The following is a 16,525-nucleotide window of genomic DNA, read 5'->3' as shown; positions in this document are numbered from 1 at the left end:
GGTGGAGGGGGCGGCGTGGACGGCGGGGTCGGTGAGGCGGGCGAGGGCAGTGGGGTGGGGGCGCGCGGCGAGGCCGGCGCGAGCGGCGAGGTGGGGGTGGCCGGAGGAGGCGGCGTGGACGGCGGGGTCGGCGAGGCGGCCCGCACGGCCGCGTGGCCGACCGTCCGGCTCACCTTCGGCGCCGTGGTGGAGGTCAGGCAACTGCTCGCGTTCTCCGACCGGGTGGAGGTGGTCTCCCCGCCCGAGGCGCGCGAGGAACTGGCCCGCGCCGCCGCCGCCGTCGCGGAGCTGTACGGGGCCGGCGGCCGGCGCCCGGTCAGTCCAGCCAGTGCCGACGGCCGATGCTGATCAGCCGCAGCTGACGGGTCGCCGTCCGGGCGGCACGCCGGCGTTCCTCCTCCGGGGCGTCCAGCGTCTCCAGGAACAGGGAGGCCGTGATCAGCATCTGGTCCACGTAGAGGTCCGCGAGCATCAGCAGGTCGGCGTCGCTCCAGCCCGCCGACAGAGGGTCCTTGGCCAGCTCGGCCTTCACCTCCCCGGCGAAGCGGGCGAGTTGGTCCCGTATGGCCTCCCGGACCGGCTGCACCCCGCCGTGCCGCTCCCGGGCGATGAAACGGACGTGGGCGGGGTACGCGGAGACGTGACCGGCGATCAGGTCGACCGCACGGGCGATCCGTTCGTCACTGTCCTCGCCCGGCGAGACCGTGGTGCGGATCATCGCGTGCAGGCTGCCCAGCGCCTCCTCGACCAGCGCCACGCCGAGGTCGGCCGTGGAGCGGAAGTGGCGGTAGAAGGCGGTCGGGGCGACACCCACGGCGCGGGTGACCTCACGCAGGCCCAGGCTGCTCAGGCTCTGCTCCTCCAGCAGCCCGAGCGCCGCGTCCAGGAGCGCCTGCCGTGTCCTCTGCTTCTGGGCCTGCCGGACGCCGGACGTGTGACTCATGCCATGCAGTTAACAACTGTTCTCCGGAATTGCAAAGCGATGAGACGCGTTAGACTGGAAAGTCAGTGAACAAGTGTAACTACAATCGTTCACCGAAGGTTGGGGGATCCGCTCCATGCTGTTTCTCGTCGTCGCCCTTCTGCTCTTCGGCGTGGTGCTGGGCACCGTCGCCCACGCGCCGCTCACCTTCTCCGTCGCCGCCGGCCTGGTCATCGCCGTCTGGCTCGGCGTCTTCGCGATCCGCGAGCGGCACGGCCGCCGACGGAGCACCTCCGCCCACTGAGGCACGGGCCCGCGACCGTCGGCGCACGGTCCAGCGGCCACCCGCGCACGGCCCAGTGCCCCCTCACGCTCGGCAGGGAGAACACCATGCAGCTCACCGCACCGGCCACCACCCGTCGCACCGGGATCCGGGACGCCGACGGCATGGCCGTCGCCTCCTTCGTCCTCGGCCTGCTCGGTCTGCTCGTCCTCAACGTCTTCCTGGGCCCGGTCGCCATCGCCCTGGCGGCCGTCGCCCTGCGGCGCGGCACCACCCGCCGCGGCAGGGCCCTCCTCGGCCTCGGCCTGGGCGTCGCCGACCTGCTCGTCCTGGTGGCGTTCATGGCCGCGGACAACACGATGTCCTGGAGTCTTTGAGCCACCGCACCCTCCGCGCGGGCGCGCGGAAGAGGCCAACCTTGATCTGAGGCCGGGCGGGGCCGCCCCGTAGAATCGGCCTCACCATGGCTTACCTCGACCACGCCGCGACCACCCCGATGCTCCCCGAGGCGGTCGAGGCACTCACCGCGCACCTGGGTGCCACCGGCAACGCCTCCTCCCTCCACGCGGCCGGCCGCCGCGCACGGCGTACCGTCGAGGAGGCCCGCGAGACCCTCGCCGAGGCCCTCGGCGCCCGCCCCAGCGAGGTGGTGTTCACCTCCGGCGGCACCGAGGCCGACAACCTCGCCGTCAAGGGCCTGTACTGGGCCCGCCGTGACGCCGACCCGGCCCGCACCCGCGTCCTGGCCAGCCCCGTCGAGCACCACGCGGTCCTCGACGCCGTCCACTGGCTCGGTGAGCACGAGGGCGCGACCGTCGAGTACCTGCCGGTCGACGCCCACGGCCGCGTCCACCCCGAGGCGCTGCGCGAGGCCATCGCCCGCAACCCCGCCGATGTCGCCCTGGCCACCGTCATGTGGGCCAACAACGAGATCGGTACGGTCATGCCGGTGCGGGAACTCGCCGACGTGGCCGCCGAGTCCGGCGTCCCCCTGCACGCCGACGCGGTCCAGGCCGTCGGCCAGCTCCCGGTCGACTTCGCCGCCTCCGGGCTCGCCGCGATGACGGTTTCCGGCCACAAGATCGGCGGCCCTTACGGCATCGGCGCGCTGCTCCTCGGCCGCGCGTACACGCCGGTGCCCGTCCTGCACGGCGGCGGCCAGGAACGCCACGTCCGCTCCGGCACCCTCGACGTCCCCGCCGTGGCGTCCTTCGCGGTCGCCGGCCGCCTCGCCGCCGAGCAGCGCGAGTGGTTCGCCCGCGAGATCGGCGCGCTCCGCGACGAGCTGGTCGACGCGGTCCGTACGGCGGTCCCGGACGCCATCCTGGGCGGCGACCCGGCACCGGAGGGCCGCCTCCCGGCCAACGCCCACTTCACCTTCCCCGGCTGCGAGGGCGACTCCCTGCTCCTCCTGCTCGACGCCCAGGGCATCGAGTGCTCCACCGGCTCCGCCTGCACCGCGGGCGTCGCCCAGCCCAGCCACGTCCTCCTGGCCACCGGCACCTCCCCCGACCTGGCCCGCGGCACCCTGCGCTTCTCCCTGGGGCACACCTCCACGCAGGCCGACGTGAAAGCCCTGGCCAAGGCGATCGGCCCGGCGGTGGAACGGGCGCGGGCGGCGGGGCTGTCCTAGGGCGGACGGGCTGCAAGGACTGCGCCGGTGCCGCTACCGCAACGGCGCCAGGACCGCGGCCGGCCCCGTCTCAGACGCCGGTCCCGCTCGGCGTCGGGCCGGTGGGCCCGCCGGAGGGCGGCCCGCTCGTGGCCGCCCGCCGTACCAGCTCCATGTACCGGTCCCAGTCCCAGTGCGGCCCCGGGTCGGTGTGGTCGGTGCCCGGCACCTCCACGTGGCCGATGATGTGCTCGCGGTCGACGGGTATCTCGTACCGCGCGCAGATCCCCGCCGTCAGCCGCGCGGAGGCCGCGTACATCGCGCCGGTGAAGTCCTGCGGCCGGTCCACGAACCCCGCGTGTTCGATGCCGACACTGCGCTCGTTGTAGTCGCGGTCGCCCGCGTGGTACGCCACGTCCAGCTCTCGGATCATCTGGGTGACGCGCCCGTCCTGCCCGACGATGTAGTGCGCGGCAGCCTTGTGTCCCGGGTCCTGGAAGGCCCTGACCGCGCTCTCGAAGCTGCCCTGCGTGACATGGACGATCACCATGTCGATGCCGAAGTCGTCGGGCCGGTCCGCACGCCGCCAGTTCGCGTCCGAGGCCGCCACCCACCGGGCTCCCGTGTAGTCGACCGCGCCCGGTTCACGCGGCTTCTCCACGCCGGGTACACGCCACCACAGGCGAGCCAGCTCGTCGCGCGCCAGCACCGCCGTGCCCACGGCCGCGGCCGTGCCGCCGACGAGCAGCGCCCGCCGACCGATGCGCCGGTCGGCGTCCTTCGATCCGCTCGTGGTTCCGTGCTTCGCCCCCATACGATCTTCAACGCATACTCGCGGGCTCCGGTTCCCGGCTCCCCGTACTCTGGAGGGGCTATGACTGACACCCCGCAGCCCACCCGGCCCCTCCGCGTCCTCGCCGCCATGTCGGGCGGAGTCGACTCCGCCGTCGCCGCCGCCCGCGCGGCCGAGGCGGGGCACGACGTGACCGGCGTCCACCTCGCGCTCTCCGCGAACCCGCAGTCCTTCCGCACGGGCGCGCGGGGCTGTTGCACCATCGAGGACTCGCGGGACGCCCGCCGCGCCGCGGACGTCATCGGCATCCCGTTCTACGTCTGGGACCTCGCCGACCGCTTCCGGGAGGACGTCGTCGAGGACTTCGTCGCCGAGTACGAGGCCGGCCGCACCCCGAACCCCTGCCTGCGCTGCAACGAGAAGATCAAGTTCGCCGCGCTGCTGGACAAGGCGCTCGCGCTCGGCTTCGACGCGGTCTGCACCGGTCACTACGCGAAGGTGATCCTCAAGGAGGACGGCACCCGCGAGCTGCACCGCGCGTCCGACATGGCGAAGGACCAGTCGTACGTCCTCGGAGTGCTCGACGACCGGCAGCTCGCGCACGCCATGTTCCCGCTCGGCGACACGGTCACCACCAAGGACGAGATCCGCGCGGAGGCCGAGCGCAGGGGACTGGCCGTCGCCAAGAAGCCCGATTCGCACGACATCTGCTTCATCGCCGACGGCGACACCCAGGGCTTCCTGGCGGACCGGCTGGGCCGGGCCGAGGGCGACATCGTCGACGAGACCGGCACCAAGCTCGGCACCCACGAGGGCGCGTACGGCTTCACCATCGGCCAGCGCAAGGGCCTGCGCATCGGCACCCCGGCCCCCGACGGCAAGCCGCGCTACGTCCTGGACATCTCGCCCGTGGACAACACCGTCACCGTCGGCCCGGCCGAGGCCCTGGACGTCACCGCGCTCACCGCGATCAAGCCCCGCTGGTGCGGTGCCGCCCCGGCCGGACCCGGCACCTACACCGCCCAGCTCCGCGCCCACGGCGGCGAGACCGAGGTACGGGCCGAGCTGGTCGGCGGCGTCCTGGAGGTCTCCTTCACCGAGCCGGTGCGCGGCGTCGCCCCCGGCCAGGCGATCGTGCTGTACGACGGCACGCGCGTGGTGGGCTCGGCGACGATCGCGTCCACGGCACGGGCGACGGCCGACGTGGCCTGAGCCGCCGGTGCCGTCCCGTTCCGCGAGGAGCTCCGCCGGCGCCCCGGCCGGACTCCTCGCGCGGTGGGCCCGGCGCGGAGTACGCCGAGCCGCCGGTCAGGCGCTCGGGCGGGGCCGTCGCCGTGAGGGGGCCAACAGTCATGCCGGGCCCGGAGGCCAGCGGCCCTCTTGCAGGACCGCGAAGAAGATGACGGGGCGACCGCCGGTGCCCACGGGGCCGGCGGCTCAGGACAGCTCGACCTCGTAGAAACACACGTGGTCCTTGATCTCCGCCACGTCCGGCTCCGGGTCCGGGTACGCCCAGGCGAGGTCCGCCGCGTCCGGCAGCGACCAGTAGGACGCGTCGCCCTTGAAGGGGCAGTGCGTGTGCGTGCCGGACGGCGTCAGCAGGTCCAGCCGTACGTCCCCGGCCGGGATGTAGTACCGGTCGGGACAGCCCGTCTCCCGCAGGACCAGTGCCCCGTCGCTCTCCGCCAGGACCTGGTCGCCGTGCACCACGCGCACGTGCCGGTCGCTTCGCTCGATGGTGATGCGGTGCCCAGTGGTCACGATCGTCCTCCTCGGGTGGCCGGCTCGCTCTGCCGACGACAGCACGGCCGGAAGCCGAGTTCTTCCCCGCGGGACTCCGAACGTACCGTGGCCCCATGAACATCTGCGTCTTCCTCTCCGCCGCCGACCTCGACGAGCGCTACACGCGCCCCGCCAAGGAGTTCGCCAAGCTGCTCGGCAAGGGCGGCCACACGCTCGTGTGGGGCGGCTCGGACGTCGGGCTGATGAAGGTGGTCGCCGACGGCGTGCAGGAGGCCGGAGGGCGGCTCCTGGGCGTCTCCGTGGACTTCCTCGCGGCCAAGGCGCGCGACGGCGCCGACGAGATGGTGATCGCGCGTGACCTCGCCGAGCGCAAGAGGCTGCTGCTGGAGAAGGCCGACGCCGTGGTGATCATGGTGGGTGGCACCGGCACGCTGGACGAGGCGACGGAGATCCTGGAGCTGAAGAAGCACGGGCACACCGACAAGCCGGTCGTCCTGCTCAACACGGCCGGCTTCTACGACGGCCTCAGGGAGCAGTTCCGCCGCATGGAGGACGAGGGCTTCCTGCCCCGCCCCCTGACCGAGCTGGTGTTCTTCGCCGAGGAGCCGGTCGGGGCACTGGCCTACCTGGAGGAGAGCCGGGGCGTGGAGTGAGCCCGCGGTGATGCGAGCATGGCGGGCATGGCTACACATGTGATCACCGGAGCGGGCTCCGGCATCGGCGCGGCCGTGACCCGCCGCCTGCACGAGCGCGGCGACGAGGTCGTGCTGCACGCGCGCGACGCGGGCCGGGCGAAGGAGCTGGCGGCCGCCTACCCCGGCGCCAGGACGCTGGTCGGCGACCTGGCGGACCCGGACAAGCTCTCCTGGGCCTTCTCCCACCAGACGCTGCCCGACCGCGTGGACTCGCTGCTGCACATCGCCGGGGTGGTCGACCTCGGTCCGGTCGGCGACCTCACCCCGAAGACCTGGCGCAGCCAGCTCAACGTCAACCTGGTCGCTCCCGCCGAACTGACCCGCCTCTTCCTGCCCCAGCTGCGCGTAGCCCAGGGCCACGTGCTGTTCGTGAACTCCGGCTCCGGGCTCAACGCCCACGCCGGCTGGTCCGCGTACGCCGCCTCCAAGCACGGCCTGAAGGCCCTCGCCGACTCCCTGCGCCAGGAGGAGCACCCGAACGGCGTACGCGTCACCTCGGTCTACCCCGGTCGCACCGCCAGCCCCATGCAGGCCAAGGTCCACCAGCAGGAGGGCAAGGAGTACGACCCCGCGCGGTGGATCGACCCCGAGTCGGTGGCCACGACGATCCTGATGGCCCTGGACCTGCCGAGGGACGCGGAGGTCAACGACCTGACGGTGCGCCCGGGAAGGTGACGGCGCCGCGGTGTTCCGTAGGCTGCTGCGGTGAGTGAAAACAGCCAGACCAGGTTCGGCCCCGCCACCGGTGTCGGCTCCCTGCCGGGGGACGACGCGCGCGAGGCCGTCAAGACCGCCACCGGCACCTTCGAGGACTTCCCCTTCCTGCCCGAGCTGCCCGCCCGCGGTCCCGGCGCCGACATGATCGGTCGCACCGCCGGGATGCTCGTCGAGCTGTACGCGCGCGTGGAGCCCAGTGGCTGGCGGCTCGGTGACCGGCCGGGCCGGGACACCAAACGGGCGAGGGCCTGGCTCGGGGAGGACCTCGACGCCCTGGAGGAGTTCACCCAGGGCTACGAAGGGCCGCTGAAGGTCCAGGCCGTCGGCCCCTGGACGCTGGCCGCCGCCCTGGAGCTCAGGAACGGCGAGGCGGTCCTCTCGGACGCCGGCGCCTGCCGCGACCTCGCCGCCTCGCTCACCGAGGGACTGCGCCTGCACCTGGCGGAGGTCCGGCGCCGGGTGCCCGGCGCGCGGCCCGTGCTCCAGCTGGACGAGCCGTCCCTCACCGCCGTCCTGCGCGGCCGGGTGCGCAGCGCCAGCGGCTACCGCACCCACCGGGCCGTCGACCGCCAGGTCGTCGAGGCCGCGCTCCGCGACGTCGCCGGGGTGCAGGGCGAAGGCCCCGTCGTGGTGCACTCGTGCGCCCCCGACGTGCCGTTCGCCCTGCTGCGCCGGGCGGGTGTCGCGGGCGTCTCCTTCGACTTCTCGCTCCTCACCGAGCGTGATGACGAAGCGATCGGCGAGGCGGTGGAGGGCGGTACCCGGCTGTTCGCCGGTGTCCTGCCCGGCACGGACGGCCCGTTGTCAGACCCTGCCGGTAGCGTCATGGGTGTCAGGACGCTGTGGCGCAGGCTGGGGCTGCATCCGGGGCTTCTCGCGGAGGCGGTCACCGTCACCCCGTCGTGCGGACTCGCGGGCGCCTCCCCCGAGTACGCCCGCCGGGCGCTCGCCCACTGTGTCCTGGCGGCGAGATCCCTCGCGGACAACCCAGAGTAACGGGAGGACCACACGGTGGCCGGCGACAAGCAAGCGGAGACGACGAGTGTGCCCGCCGAGGCACGCGAGAAGCACGTGCAGCTCGCTGAGCAGATCGAGGAGCACCGCTTCCGGTACTACGTGAAGGACGCCCCCGTCGTCAGCGACGCGGAGTTCGACCGGTTGCTGCGTTCCCTCGAGCAGCTGGAGGAGGAGTATCCGGCGCTGCGCACCCCGGACTCCCCGACCCAGAAGGTCGCCGGCTCGTACGAGACCGAGTTCACCGCTGTCGAGCACCGCTCACGCATGCTCTCCCTGGACAACACCTTCAACGACGACGAGCTCGCCGCGTGGACCGAGCGCATCGCCAAGGAGCTGGGCGAGCAGGAGTACCACTTCCTGTGCGAGCTGAAGGTCGACGGCCTCGCCGTCAACCTCACCTACGAGCGTGGCCGCCTCACCCGCGCGGCCACCCGCGGCGACGGCCGCACGGGCGAGGACATCACGCCCAACGTCCGCACCATCGCCGAGATCCCGGAGCGCCTCACGGGGGACGAGGTCCCCGACCTCGTGGAGATCCGCGGCGAGGTCTACTTCCCGATGGAGAAGTTCCAGGAGCTCAACGCCCGGTTGAACGCGGCCGGTGACAAGCCCTTCGCCAACCCGCGCAACGCGGCGGCGGGTTCGCTGCGCCAGAAGGACCCGCGCGTCACGGCCGGCCGTCCGCTGCACATGGTGGTCCACGGCATCGGCGTCCTGGAGGGCTTCTCCGGCATGACCCGCCTCTCCCAGGCCTACGACCTGCTGAAGAGCTGGGGCCTGCCCACCTCCCCGCACAACAGGGTGGTCGACGGCCTCGACGGCCTGCGGGAGTTCATCGCGTACTACGGCGAGAACCGCCACTCGGTGGCGCACGAGATCGACGGTGTCGTCGTCAAGCTCGACGAGATCCGCCTCCAGGGACGGCTCGGCTCCACCGCCCGCGCACCCCGCTGGGCCATCGCCTACAAGTACGCGCCGGAAGAGGTCAACACCAAGCTGCTCGACATCAAGGTGGGCGTCGGCCGCACCGGCCGGGTCACGCCGTACGCGCAGGTCGAGCCGGTCACGGTGGCCGGCAGCGAGGTGGAGTTCGCCACGCTGCACAACCAGGAGGTCGTCAAGGCCAAGGGCGTGCTCATCGGCGACACCGTGGTGCTGCGCAAGGCCGGTGACGTGATCCCCGAGATCCTCGGGCCGGTCGCCGACCTCCGGGACGGCAGCGAGCGGGAGTTCGTGATGCCCGCCGAGTGCCCCGAGTGCGGGACGCCGCTGCGGGCCATGAAGGAGGGCGACATCGACCTGCGTTGCCCCAACGCCCGGACCTGCCCCGCGCAGCTGAGGGAACGCGTCGCCTACCTCGCCGGCCGGGAGTGCCTGGACATCGAGCACTTCGGCGGGGTCGTGGCGGCCGCGCTCACCGGGCCGCTGGAGCCGGTCGACCCGCCGCTGGTGGACGAGGGAGACCTCTTCGACCTCACCGTCGAGAAGCTGCTGCCCATCAAGGCGTACGTCCTCGACCCGGACAGCGGGCTGCCCAAGCGCGACCCCAAGACCGGCGAGGAGAAGATCGCCACGGTCTTCGCCAACAAGGAGGGCGCGCCGAAGAAGAACACCCTCGCGCTGCTGAAGCACATCGAGGAGGCCAAGACCCGCCCGCTCGCCCGCTTCCTCAACGGTCTCTCCATCCGGCACGTCGGACCCGTCGCCGCGCAGGCCCTGGCCCGCGAGTTCCGCTCGCTCGACCGCATCGAGCAGGCCACCGAGAAGGAGTTGGCGAACACCGACGGCGTCGGCCCGATCATCGCCACCGCCCTCAAGGAGTGGTTCGCCGAGGAGTGGCACCGCGAGATCGTCCGCAAGTGGAAGGCGGCCGGGGTTCCGCTCGAGGACCGGTCGACGGGGGAGGACGAGGGGCCGCGCCCGCTCGAAGGACTCACCGTCGTCGTCACCGGCACCCTGGAGAACTTCACCCGGGACGCGGCCAAGGACGCCCTCCAGGGCAAGGGCGCGAAGGTGACCGGATCGGTGTCCAAGAAGACGTCGTTCGTCGTGGTGGGTGACAACCCCGGGTCGAAGTACGACAAGGCGATGCAACTCAAGGTGCCGGTTCTGGACGAGGACGGCTTCACCGTCCTGCTCGAACAGGGCCCCGAAGCGGCCGCCGACGCCGCGCTTTCGGCCGAGGAATAGCGGTTGAAGGACACCCGATCGGCGCATACCAGATGCATACGGGTGGCCGGGACGCATTCGGGCAACCGCCGGCGACCGCTGCCCGTGGAAGCCTTCCGCGGCCTAGTGTTGAGGTGTGCGCCTGCCGTGCCCAGCTGCGGTTGGGGGCATCTCCCTGCCCCCGAGGGACAGGGGGAAGAGTTCTCCAACGCGGAGTCATCGAGGGTTGTCGGGCGTGGGGCCGCGTGGCGTGGGCACCGCCGGCTGGTGAGAGGGACGGAAATGGAACCGACCGAGAGCGCCGCCGCGGGCTCACGGCTGCGTCCGCGGCGCCTGGTGGCGGCGTGGCACGTGAGCCGGCGCCCCGGGCAGCGCGGTGGTGGCGCGCCGCCTTCCGCGGTGAACGCCCGCGGCCCGGCGCCGCAGGCCTCCGGCCACGCCTCCGGACTGCCCGGCACCGACGGCGAACGGCACCCGTCCTGGCCCGCGTTGCCCTCGGCGATCGTCGCGGCCGCCGCCTTCGTGCTGGGCGCCGGCTTCTACCGGGCGTTCACCGACGGCCACGCCCTCTTCCCCTCCGGCACCGCCGGCTGGGCCCTGGCCGTGCTGACCGGCATCGTCGTCGGCCACCTGGTCATGCTCGGCCGCTCCCGCTGGTGGGGCGGCACCGGCTCGGGCGCCGCCCTCACCCTCGCCGTCCTGCTGCTGTACGGGTGGGTTCCGGCCGGCATGGTCAGCCTCACCGTCGTCGTCCTGGTCGGCGTGGCCCGCCGGGGCCGCTGGCGGCAGGGCGTCCTGCACGGCGCGGTGGACATCCTCGGCATAGCCGCGGGCGCCCTGCTGCTGGGCGTCTGCGGTTCCGTGCCGTCCGTGGAGGCCCCCTGGGACCCGGACACCTGGGGGATGTCCGCGGCCCCCCAGGTGGTGCTCGTGGCCGTCGCCTATCTCACCGTCACCCGGGCCCTGCTGTGGTACCTGCAGACACCGCGCCCCGGCCTGCCCACGGTCGCCCGCACCGCCCTGGTCAGACAGGGCCTGGTGGCCGTCGCGCTGCTCGGCATCGCGCCGCTGGTGTGCGTGGTCGCCGTCGCCAAGCCGTTGCTGCTGCCGCTGTTCGCCATTCCGCTGATCGCCCTCGACTCCACGCTGTGGATCGCCCGCGCCCGGGCGGAGGAGCAGCTGCGCGACCCGCTCACCGGACTGCCCAACCGGCAGTGGCTGCTGGAGCGGACCTGGACGGCGCTGGACGACGCCGAGCGCACCGGTGCCCGCGCCGCCCTGATGCTCTTCGACCTCGACCGCTTCCGGTCGGTCAACGACACGCTCGGACACCTGGCCGGCGACCGGCTGCTGCTGCAGACCGCCGACCGGCTGCGGCTGGCCCTGCCGCGCGGGGCGGAGGCCGCGCGGCTCGGTGGCGACGAGTTCGTCGTCCTACTGCCCGTCGCCGACTCCACCACGTCGGCGACCCGGATCGCCCGGGGCCTCGTCGCCGAGCTCAGCTCACCGCTGGACCTGGACGGACTCACCCTCGTCCTGGAGGCCAGCGCCGGGGTCGCCGTCTTCCCCGACCACGCGCTGGACGCCGAAGGGCTGCTGCGCCGGGCGGACGTGGCGATGTACCAGGCGAAGCGGGACCGTACGGGCGTGGAGGTCTACGAGTCCAAGCGGGACTCCAACACCCCGGACCGGCTCGGGCTGCTGGGCGATCTGCGCCGGGCCCTGGACGCCCACGAGGTCCAGCTGCACTACCAGCCCAAGGTCCGGTTCGACGGGCACGTCGCGGGCCTGGAGGCCCTGGTCCGTTGGGTGCACCCGGAGCGCGGCAAGGTGCCGCCGGACGAGTTCATTGCGATCGCCGAGTCCTCGGGGCTGATGCCCCACCTGACGGAGTACGTGCTGGAGACGGCGCTCGCGCAGGTCGCCCGGTGGCGCTCCCAGGGGCTGTTCGTGCCGGTCGCGGTCAACGTCTCCCCGCGTGACGTGCACACCCCCGGCTTCGCGGGCTCGGTGGCCGCCCGGCTGGCCCGGCACGGCGTGCCGGCGGGAGCGCTCCAGCTGGAGATCACCGAGCACGTCCTCCTGGAGGACCCGCAGCGCGCCGCCGACACCCTCAACGCGCTGACCGGGCACGGCGTGAAGATGTCCCTGGACGACTTCGGCACCGGCTACTCCTCCCTCGTCCACCTGCGCAAGCTCCCGGTCAGCGAGCTCAAGATCGACCGGTCGTTCGTGGCCCGGCTGGCCGTCGACACCGAGGACGCCGAGATCGTGCGCTGCACCGTCGACCTCGCGCACTCCCTCGGCCTGCTCGTCGTCGCCGAGGGCGTGGAGGACGACGAGACCTGGGAGCGCCTGCGCGACCTGGGCTGCGACGCCGTGCAGGGCTGGCTGGTCGCGGCCGCGATGCCGCCGGAGGAGACCACCGCCTGGCTGCTCGCCCGCGGCTCCCGGGGCTGGGTGCGGGCCGCCGCCGCACTGCCCGCGGCGGCGGCCGACGAGTGACCCGACCACCGTGCGGCACGGCCGGACGGAGCGCCTTCCCGGGGGGAGGCGCCCGCCGACGGCTGTCCACCCGGCACGGTGCGGCGGCGCTCCCGGCCCGTTCCGCTCAGCCGGCGGTGTTCCGCGGCGTGAAGCGGTCGATCAGCGGGGGCCCTCGTGCCCCTCGGCGACACGCTCGCAGTGCTGCGCCACGGGGGTACGAGGGCCGTGGCCTTCGGTATCCGCTTCGCCGCCGCGGCCGTCGTCCTGATCAGGGCCGGCCCGCTCTTCGCCGTCCGAGCACGTGCTCGTCCGTGCGGCCGGGGCCGGCGAGCGGCCCCCCGGGGGAAACCGTTTAACGGCCACCGGGCCCGGCCCCATAGGATTGGGCCCGAACCGATTGGCCCGAAACCACACACACTCACCCCAGAGGAACGCTGCATGCCTGGCATCACGCGCGAGGAGGTCGCCCACCTCGCCCGGCTGGCGCGTCTGGAGCTGAAGCCCGAAGAGCTCGAGCACTTCGCGGGACAGCTGGACGACATCATCGGCGCGGTCGCCCGCGTCAGCGAGGTCGCCGACCAAGACGTACCGCCGACCTCGCACCCGCTCCCGCTGACCAACGTCATGCGGCCGGACGAGGTCCGTCCGTCGCTCACGCCCGAGCAGGCGCTCTCCGGCGCCCCGGCCCAGGAGCAGCAGCGTTTCAAGGTGCCGCAGATCCTGGGGGAGGAGTAACCGCCATGAGCGACATCATCAAGCTCACCGCGGCCGAGATCGCCGCGAAGATCGCCTCCGGCGAGCTGACCGCGGTCGAGGTCACCGAGGCCCACCTGGCGCGCATCGAGGCCGTCGACGAGAAGGTGCACGCCTTCCTGCACGTCGACCGCGAGGGCGCCCTGGCCCAGGCCCGCGCCGTCGACGAGAAGCGCGAGCGCGGCGAGAAGCTCGGCCCGCTGGCCGGCGTCCCGCTCGCGCTCAAGGACATCTTCACCACCGAGGGCGTCCCCACGACCGTCGGCTCGAAGATCCTCGAGGGCTGGATCCCGCCGTACGACGCGACGGTCACCAAGCGGCTGAAGGCCGCCGACGTCGTCATCCTCGGCAAGACCAACATGGACGAGTTCGCCATGGGGTCCTCCACCGAGAACAGCGCCTACGGCCCGACCGGCAACCCCTGGGACCTCACCAAGATCCCCGGCGGTTCCGGCGGCGGTTCCTCCGCCGCGCTCGCCGCCTTCCAGGCCCCGCTCGCCATCGGCACCGACACCGGCGGCTCCATCCGCCAGCCGGCGGCCGTCACCGGTACGGTCGGCGTCAAGCCGACCTACGGCGGCGTCTCCCGCTACGGCATGGTGGCCTTCTCCTCCTCCCTCGACCAGGGCGGCCCCTGCGCCCGTACGGTCCTGGACGCGGCCCTGCTGCACGAGGTGATCGCCGGGCACGACCCGATGGACTCCACCTCCATCGACGCCCCGGTCCCCGCGGTCGTCGAGGCCGCCCGCAACGGCAGCGTCGAGGGCATGCGCGTCGGCGTCGTCAAGCAGTTCCGCGGCGAGGGCTACCAGGCCGGCGTCATCCAGCGCTTCGACGAGTCCGTCGAGCTGCTGAAGGAGCTCGGCGCCGAGATCGTCGAGCTGGACTGCCCGTCCTTCGACCTCGCGCTGTCGGCGTACTACCTGATCGCGCCGTCCGAGTGCTCCTCCAACCTCGCCCGCTTCGACGGCCTGCGCTACGGCCTGAGGACCGGCGACGACGGCACGCGCTCCGCCGAGGAGGTCACCTCCCTGACCCGCGAGGCCGGCTTCGGCCCCGAGGTCAAGCGGCGCATCATGCTCGGCACCTACGCGCTGTCGAGCGGCTACTACGACGCCTACTACGGCAGCGCCCAGAAGGTCCGCACCCTCATCAAGGAGGAGTTCGAGCGGGCCTTCGAGCAGGTCGACGTGATCGTCTCCCCGACGACCCCGACCACCGCCTTCGCGATCGGCGAGCGCGCCGACGACCCGATGGCGATGTACCTGGCCGACCTGTGCACCATCCCCACCAACCTGGCGGGCAACGCGGCCATGTCGCTGCCCTGCGGTCTCGCGCCGGAGGACAACCTGCCGGTGGGTCTGCAGATCATCGCCCCCGCCATGAAGGACGACCGGTTGTACAAGGTCGGCGCCGCCGTCGAGGCCGCCTTCGTGGAAAAGTGGGGCCACCCGCTGATCGAGGAGGCACCGTCGCTGTGAGCGCACTGTCCAAGGCCAAGGGCTTCAAGAAGTCCAAGTCCGGTCTGTACGTCTCGATGGCCACCTCGGCGTTCGGCGCCGTCGGTGTCTACAAGCAGATCAAGAAGGCGCGTGGCGAGAACGACACGCTGCGGCTGCTCGACGCCGTCGTGACCGGCGCCGCGGTCGTCACCAACCTCGCCATCCTCTACCGCGAGCTGAAGCGCCTCGGCGACGACGACGTCCTGCTGGGCTGAGAGGGAAGTTACACCGTGACCACCACGACCGACCTGGTGTCGTACGAGGACGCGCTGGCGTCGTACGACCCCGTCATGGGCCTCGAGGTCCATGTCGAACTCGGCACCCGGACCAAGATGTTCTGCGGCTGTTCGACCGCACTGGGCGCCGACCCCAACACCCAGACCTGTCCCGTCTGCCTCGGCATGCCCGGCGCGCTCCCGGTCGTCAACGCGACCGGCGTCGAGTCGGCGATCAAGATCGGTCTCGCGCTGAACTGCGAGATCGCCGAGTGGTGCCGCTTCGCCCGGAAGAACTACTTCTATCCGGACATGCCGAAGAACTTCCAGACCTCCCAGTACGACGAGCCGATCGCCTTCGACGGCTACCTCGACGTGCAGCTGGAGGACGGCGAGACCTTCCGCGTCCAGATCGAGCGCGCCCACATGGAGGAGGACACCGGCAAGTCGACGCACGTCGGCGGCGCCACGGGCCGTATCCACGGCGCGTCCCACTCCCTCCTGGACTACAACCGCGCCGGCATCCCGCTCATCGAGATCGTCACCAAGCCGATCGAGGGAGCGGGCGAGCGCGCCCCCGAGGTCGCCCGGGCCTACGTGCGTGAGCTGCGCGAGCTCATCCGGGCCCTCGGCGTGTCCGAGGCCCGCATGGAGATGGGCCAGATGCGCTGCGACGTGAACCTGTCGCTGCGCCCGCACGGCACCGAGAAGTTCGGCACCCGCTCGGAGACGAAGAACGTCAACTCGCTGCGGTCCGTGGAGCGCGCGGCCCGCTTCGAGATCCAGCGGCACGCGGCCGTGCTGGGCGGCGGCGGCACGATCATCCAGGAGACCCGCCACTTCCACGAGGACACGGGGTCCACGACCTCGGGCCGCGTGAAGGAGGAGGCCGAGGACTACCGGTACTTCCCCGAGCCCGACCTGGTGCCGGTCGCCCCGTCCCGCGAGTGGGTCGAGGAGCTCCGCTCCGCCCTGCCCGAGCTGCCGCTGGTGCGCCGCAACCGGCTCCGTGAGGAGTGGGGCGTCTCCGGTACCGACATGCAGGCGATCCTCAACGCCGGCGCCCTGGACCTGATCGTCGCCACGATCGACGCCGGTGCCGACGCGGCCTCCGCCCGCAAGTGGTGGATGGGCGAGCTGGCCCGCAGCGCCAACGAGTCCCAGAAGTCGCTGGACGAGCTGGCGATCACGCCCGAACAGGTGGCCCGGGTCACCGAGCTGGTCGCCAAGGGCGACCTGAACGACAAGCTCGCCCGCCAGGTCATCGAGGGCGTCCTCGCCGGCGAGGGCACGCCGGACGAGGTCGTCGACAAGCGCGGCCTGAAGGTCGTCTCCGACGAGGGCGCGCTCACCGCCGCCGTCGACGAGGCCATCGCCGGCAACCCGGGCGTCGCGGACAAGATCCGCGGCGGCAAGGTGGCCGCGGCCGGCGCCCTGGTCGGCGCGGTCATGAAGGCGACCCGGGGGCAGGCGGACGCCGCCCGCGTCAAGGAGCTGATCCTGGAGAAGCTGGGCGTCGAGGGCTGAGCCCGGCCCGCCCGCAGACCCGAGGGGGGACGCACCGCCGACCGGTGCGTCCCCCCTCGGGGTGTCACGGGGTGGCGGGTGCGTCCACCG

General features: G+C 72.6%; 16 protein-coding genes and 1 pseudogene. 14 read left to right on the top strand and 3 right to left on the bottom strand.

Going from position 1 to position 16,525, the window contains the following annotated elements; translation table 11 throughout:
• Nucleotides 1–348: pseudogene (locus tag KUM32_RS43410) on the top strand (hypothetical protein); the annotation flags it as partial.
• Here KUM32_RS43410 and KUM32_RS11960 read toward each other — a convergent pair.
• On the bottom strand, nucleotides 317–943 hold the full coding sequence (locus KUM32_RS11960) for a TetR family transcriptional regulator (protein WP_217141825.1): 627 nt from the start codon (nucleotides 941–943) through the stop codon (nucleotides 317–319). The pseudogene KUM32_RS43410 and the gene KUM32_RS11960 overlap by 32 nt on opposite strands.
• Before the next feature lie 115 nt (nucleotides 944–1,058).
• Between KUM32_RS11960 and KUM32_RS11955 the strand changes: the two genes are divergently transcribed.
• The 3 genes from KUM32_RS11955 to KUM32_RS11945 all read left to right on the top strand — a co-directional run bounded on the left by KUM32_RS11955 (nucleotide 1,059) and on the right by KUM32_RS11945 (nucleotide 2,838).
• On the top strand, nucleotides 1,059–1,226 hold the full coding sequence (locus KUM32_RS11955) for a hypothetical protein (RefSeq protein WP_217141824.1): 168 nt from the start codon (nucleotides 1,059–1,061) through the stop codon (nucleotides 1,224–1,226).
• A gap of 86 nt (nucleotides 1,227–1,312) precedes the next feature.
• Entirely contained in the window at nucleotides 1,313–1,582 is a 270-nt protein-coding gene (locus KUM32_RS11950; RefSeq protein WP_217141823.1) for a DUF4190 domain-containing protein, read from the top strand.
• Nucleotides 1,583–1,668: 86 nt separating this feature from the next.
• Entirely contained in the window at nucleotides 1,669–2,838 is a 1,170-nt protein-coding gene (locus KUM32_RS11945; RefSeq protein ID WP_217141822.1) for a cysteine desulfurase family protein, read from the top strand.
• Between the two features lie 70 nt (nucleotides 2,839–2,908).
• Here KUM32_RS11945 and KUM32_RS11940 read toward each other — a convergent pair whose 3' ends face one another.
• Nucleotides 2,909–3,631 carry an N-acetylmuramoyl-L-alanine amidase gene (locus KUM32_RS11940; RefSeq protein ID WP_217141821.1) on the bottom strand — a complete coding sequence of 241 codons (723 nt, stop codon included), beginning with the start codon at nucleotides 3,629–3,631 and terminating at the stop codon, nucleotides 2,909–2,911.
• A 60-nt stretch (nucleotides 3,632–3,691) separates the two neighbouring features.
• Between KUM32_RS11940 and mnmA the strand changes: the two genes are divergently transcribed.
• The gene (mnmA, locus tag KUM32_RS11935) at nucleotides 3,692–4,822 is read left to right on the top strand and encodes a tRNA 2-thiouridine(34) synthase MnmA (RefSeq protein WP_217141820.1); all 1,131 of its coding nucleotides are present in this window, start codon (nucleotides 3,692–3,694) and stop codon (nucleotides 4,820–4,822) included.
• 225 nt (nucleotides 4,823–5,047) lie between these two features.
• On the opposite strand, the gene KUM32_RS11930 is transcribed toward mnmA, so the two are convergent.
• Nucleotides 5,048–5,371, bottom strand: coding sequence for a DUF427 domain-containing protein (locus tag KUM32_RS11930; RefSeq protein ID WP_217141819.1), 324 nt, complete (start codon nucleotides 5,369–5,371; stop codon nucleotides 5,048–5,050).
• A 95-nt stretch (nucleotides 5,372–5,466) separates the two neighbouring features.
• Here KUM32_RS11930 and KUM32_RS11925 point away from each other — a divergent pair, with 95 nt between their 5' ends.
• The 9 genes from KUM32_RS11925 to gatB all read left to right on the top strand — a co-directional run bounded on the left by KUM32_RS11925 (nucleotide 5,467) and on the right by gatB (nucleotide 16,435).
• Nucleotides 5,467–6,006 (top strand): TIGR00730 family Rossman fold protein, encoded by a 540-nt coding sequence (locus KUM32_RS11925; RefSeq protein WP_217141818.1) that lies wholly within the window; start codon nucleotides 5,467–5,469, stop codon nucleotides 6,004–6,006.
• A 27-nt stretch (nucleotides 6,007–6,033) separates the two neighbouring features.
• The gene (locus tag KUM32_RS11920; RefSeq protein WP_217141817.1) at nucleotides 6,034–6,723 is read left to right on the top strand and encodes an SDR family oxidoreductase; all 690 of its coding nucleotides are present in this window, start codon (nucleotides 6,034–6,036) and stop codon (nucleotides 6,721–6,723) included.
• A gap of 30 nt (nucleotides 6,724–6,753) precedes the next feature.
• The gene (locus tag KUM32_RS11915; RefSeq protein WP_217141816.1) at nucleotides 6,754–7,761 is read left to right on the top strand and encodes a methionine synthase; all 1,008 of its coding nucleotides are present in this window, start codon (nucleotides 6,754–6,756) and stop codon (nucleotides 7,759–7,761) included.
• A gap of 15 nt (nucleotides 7,762–7,776) precedes the next feature.
• Complete coding sequence (gene ligA, locus KUM32_RS11910; RefSeq protein ID WP_217141815.1) at nucleotides 7,777–9,972, top strand: NAD-dependent DNA ligase LigA; 2,196 nt, start codon at nucleotides 7,777–7,779, stop codon at nucleotides 9,970–9,972.
• Nucleotides 9,973–10,233: 261 nt separating this feature from the next.
• Nucleotides 10,234–12,456: a bifunctional diguanylate cyclase/phosphodiesterase gene (locus KUM32_RS11905; RefSeq protein ID WP_217141814.1), complete on the top strand. Its 2,223-nt coding sequence runs from the start codon at nucleotides 10,234–10,236 to the stop codon at nucleotides 12,454–12,456.
• A gap of 420 nt (nucleotides 12,457–12,876) precedes the next feature.
• A complete protein-coding gene (gene gatC, locus KUM32_RS11900; RefSeq protein WP_003973500.1) occupies nucleotides 12,877–13,173 on the top strand; it encodes an Asp-tRNA(Asn)/Glu-tRNA(Gln) amidotransferase subunit GatC in 297 nt (98 codons plus the stop codon).
• Between the two features lie 5 nt (nucleotides 13,174–13,178).
• Nucleotides 13,179–14,672, top strand: a complete 1,494-nt coding sequence (gene gatA / locus KUM32_RS11895; RefSeq protein ID WP_217141813.1) for an Asp-tRNA(Asn)/Glu-tRNA(Gln) amidotransferase subunit GatA — start codon at nucleotides 13,179–13,181, stop codon at nucleotides 14,670–14,672.
• On the top strand, nucleotides 14,669–14,908 hold the full coding sequence (locus tag KUM32_RS11890; RefSeq protein ID WP_030402391.1) for a hypothetical protein: 240 nt from the start codon (nucleotides 14,669–14,671) through the stop codon (nucleotides 14,906–14,908). Before gatA ends, KUM32_RS11890 begins: the two co-directional genes overlap by 4 nt.
• A gap of 15 nt (nucleotides 14,909–14,923) precedes the next feature.
• The gene (gatB, locus tag KUM32_RS11885) at nucleotides 14,924–16,435 is read left to right on the top strand and encodes an Asp-tRNA(Asn)/Glu-tRNA(Gln) amidotransferase subunit GatB (protein ID WP_217141812.1); all 1,512 of its coding nucleotides are present in this window, start codon (nucleotides 14,924–14,926) and stop codon (nucleotides 16,433–16,435) included.
• Nucleotides 16,436–16,525 lie beyond the last annotated feature (90 nt).

This window comes from Streptomyces sp. AC627_RSS907, from assembly GCF_019049165.1.
This window is presented reverse-complemented; position numbering and strand designations above follow the sequence as displayed.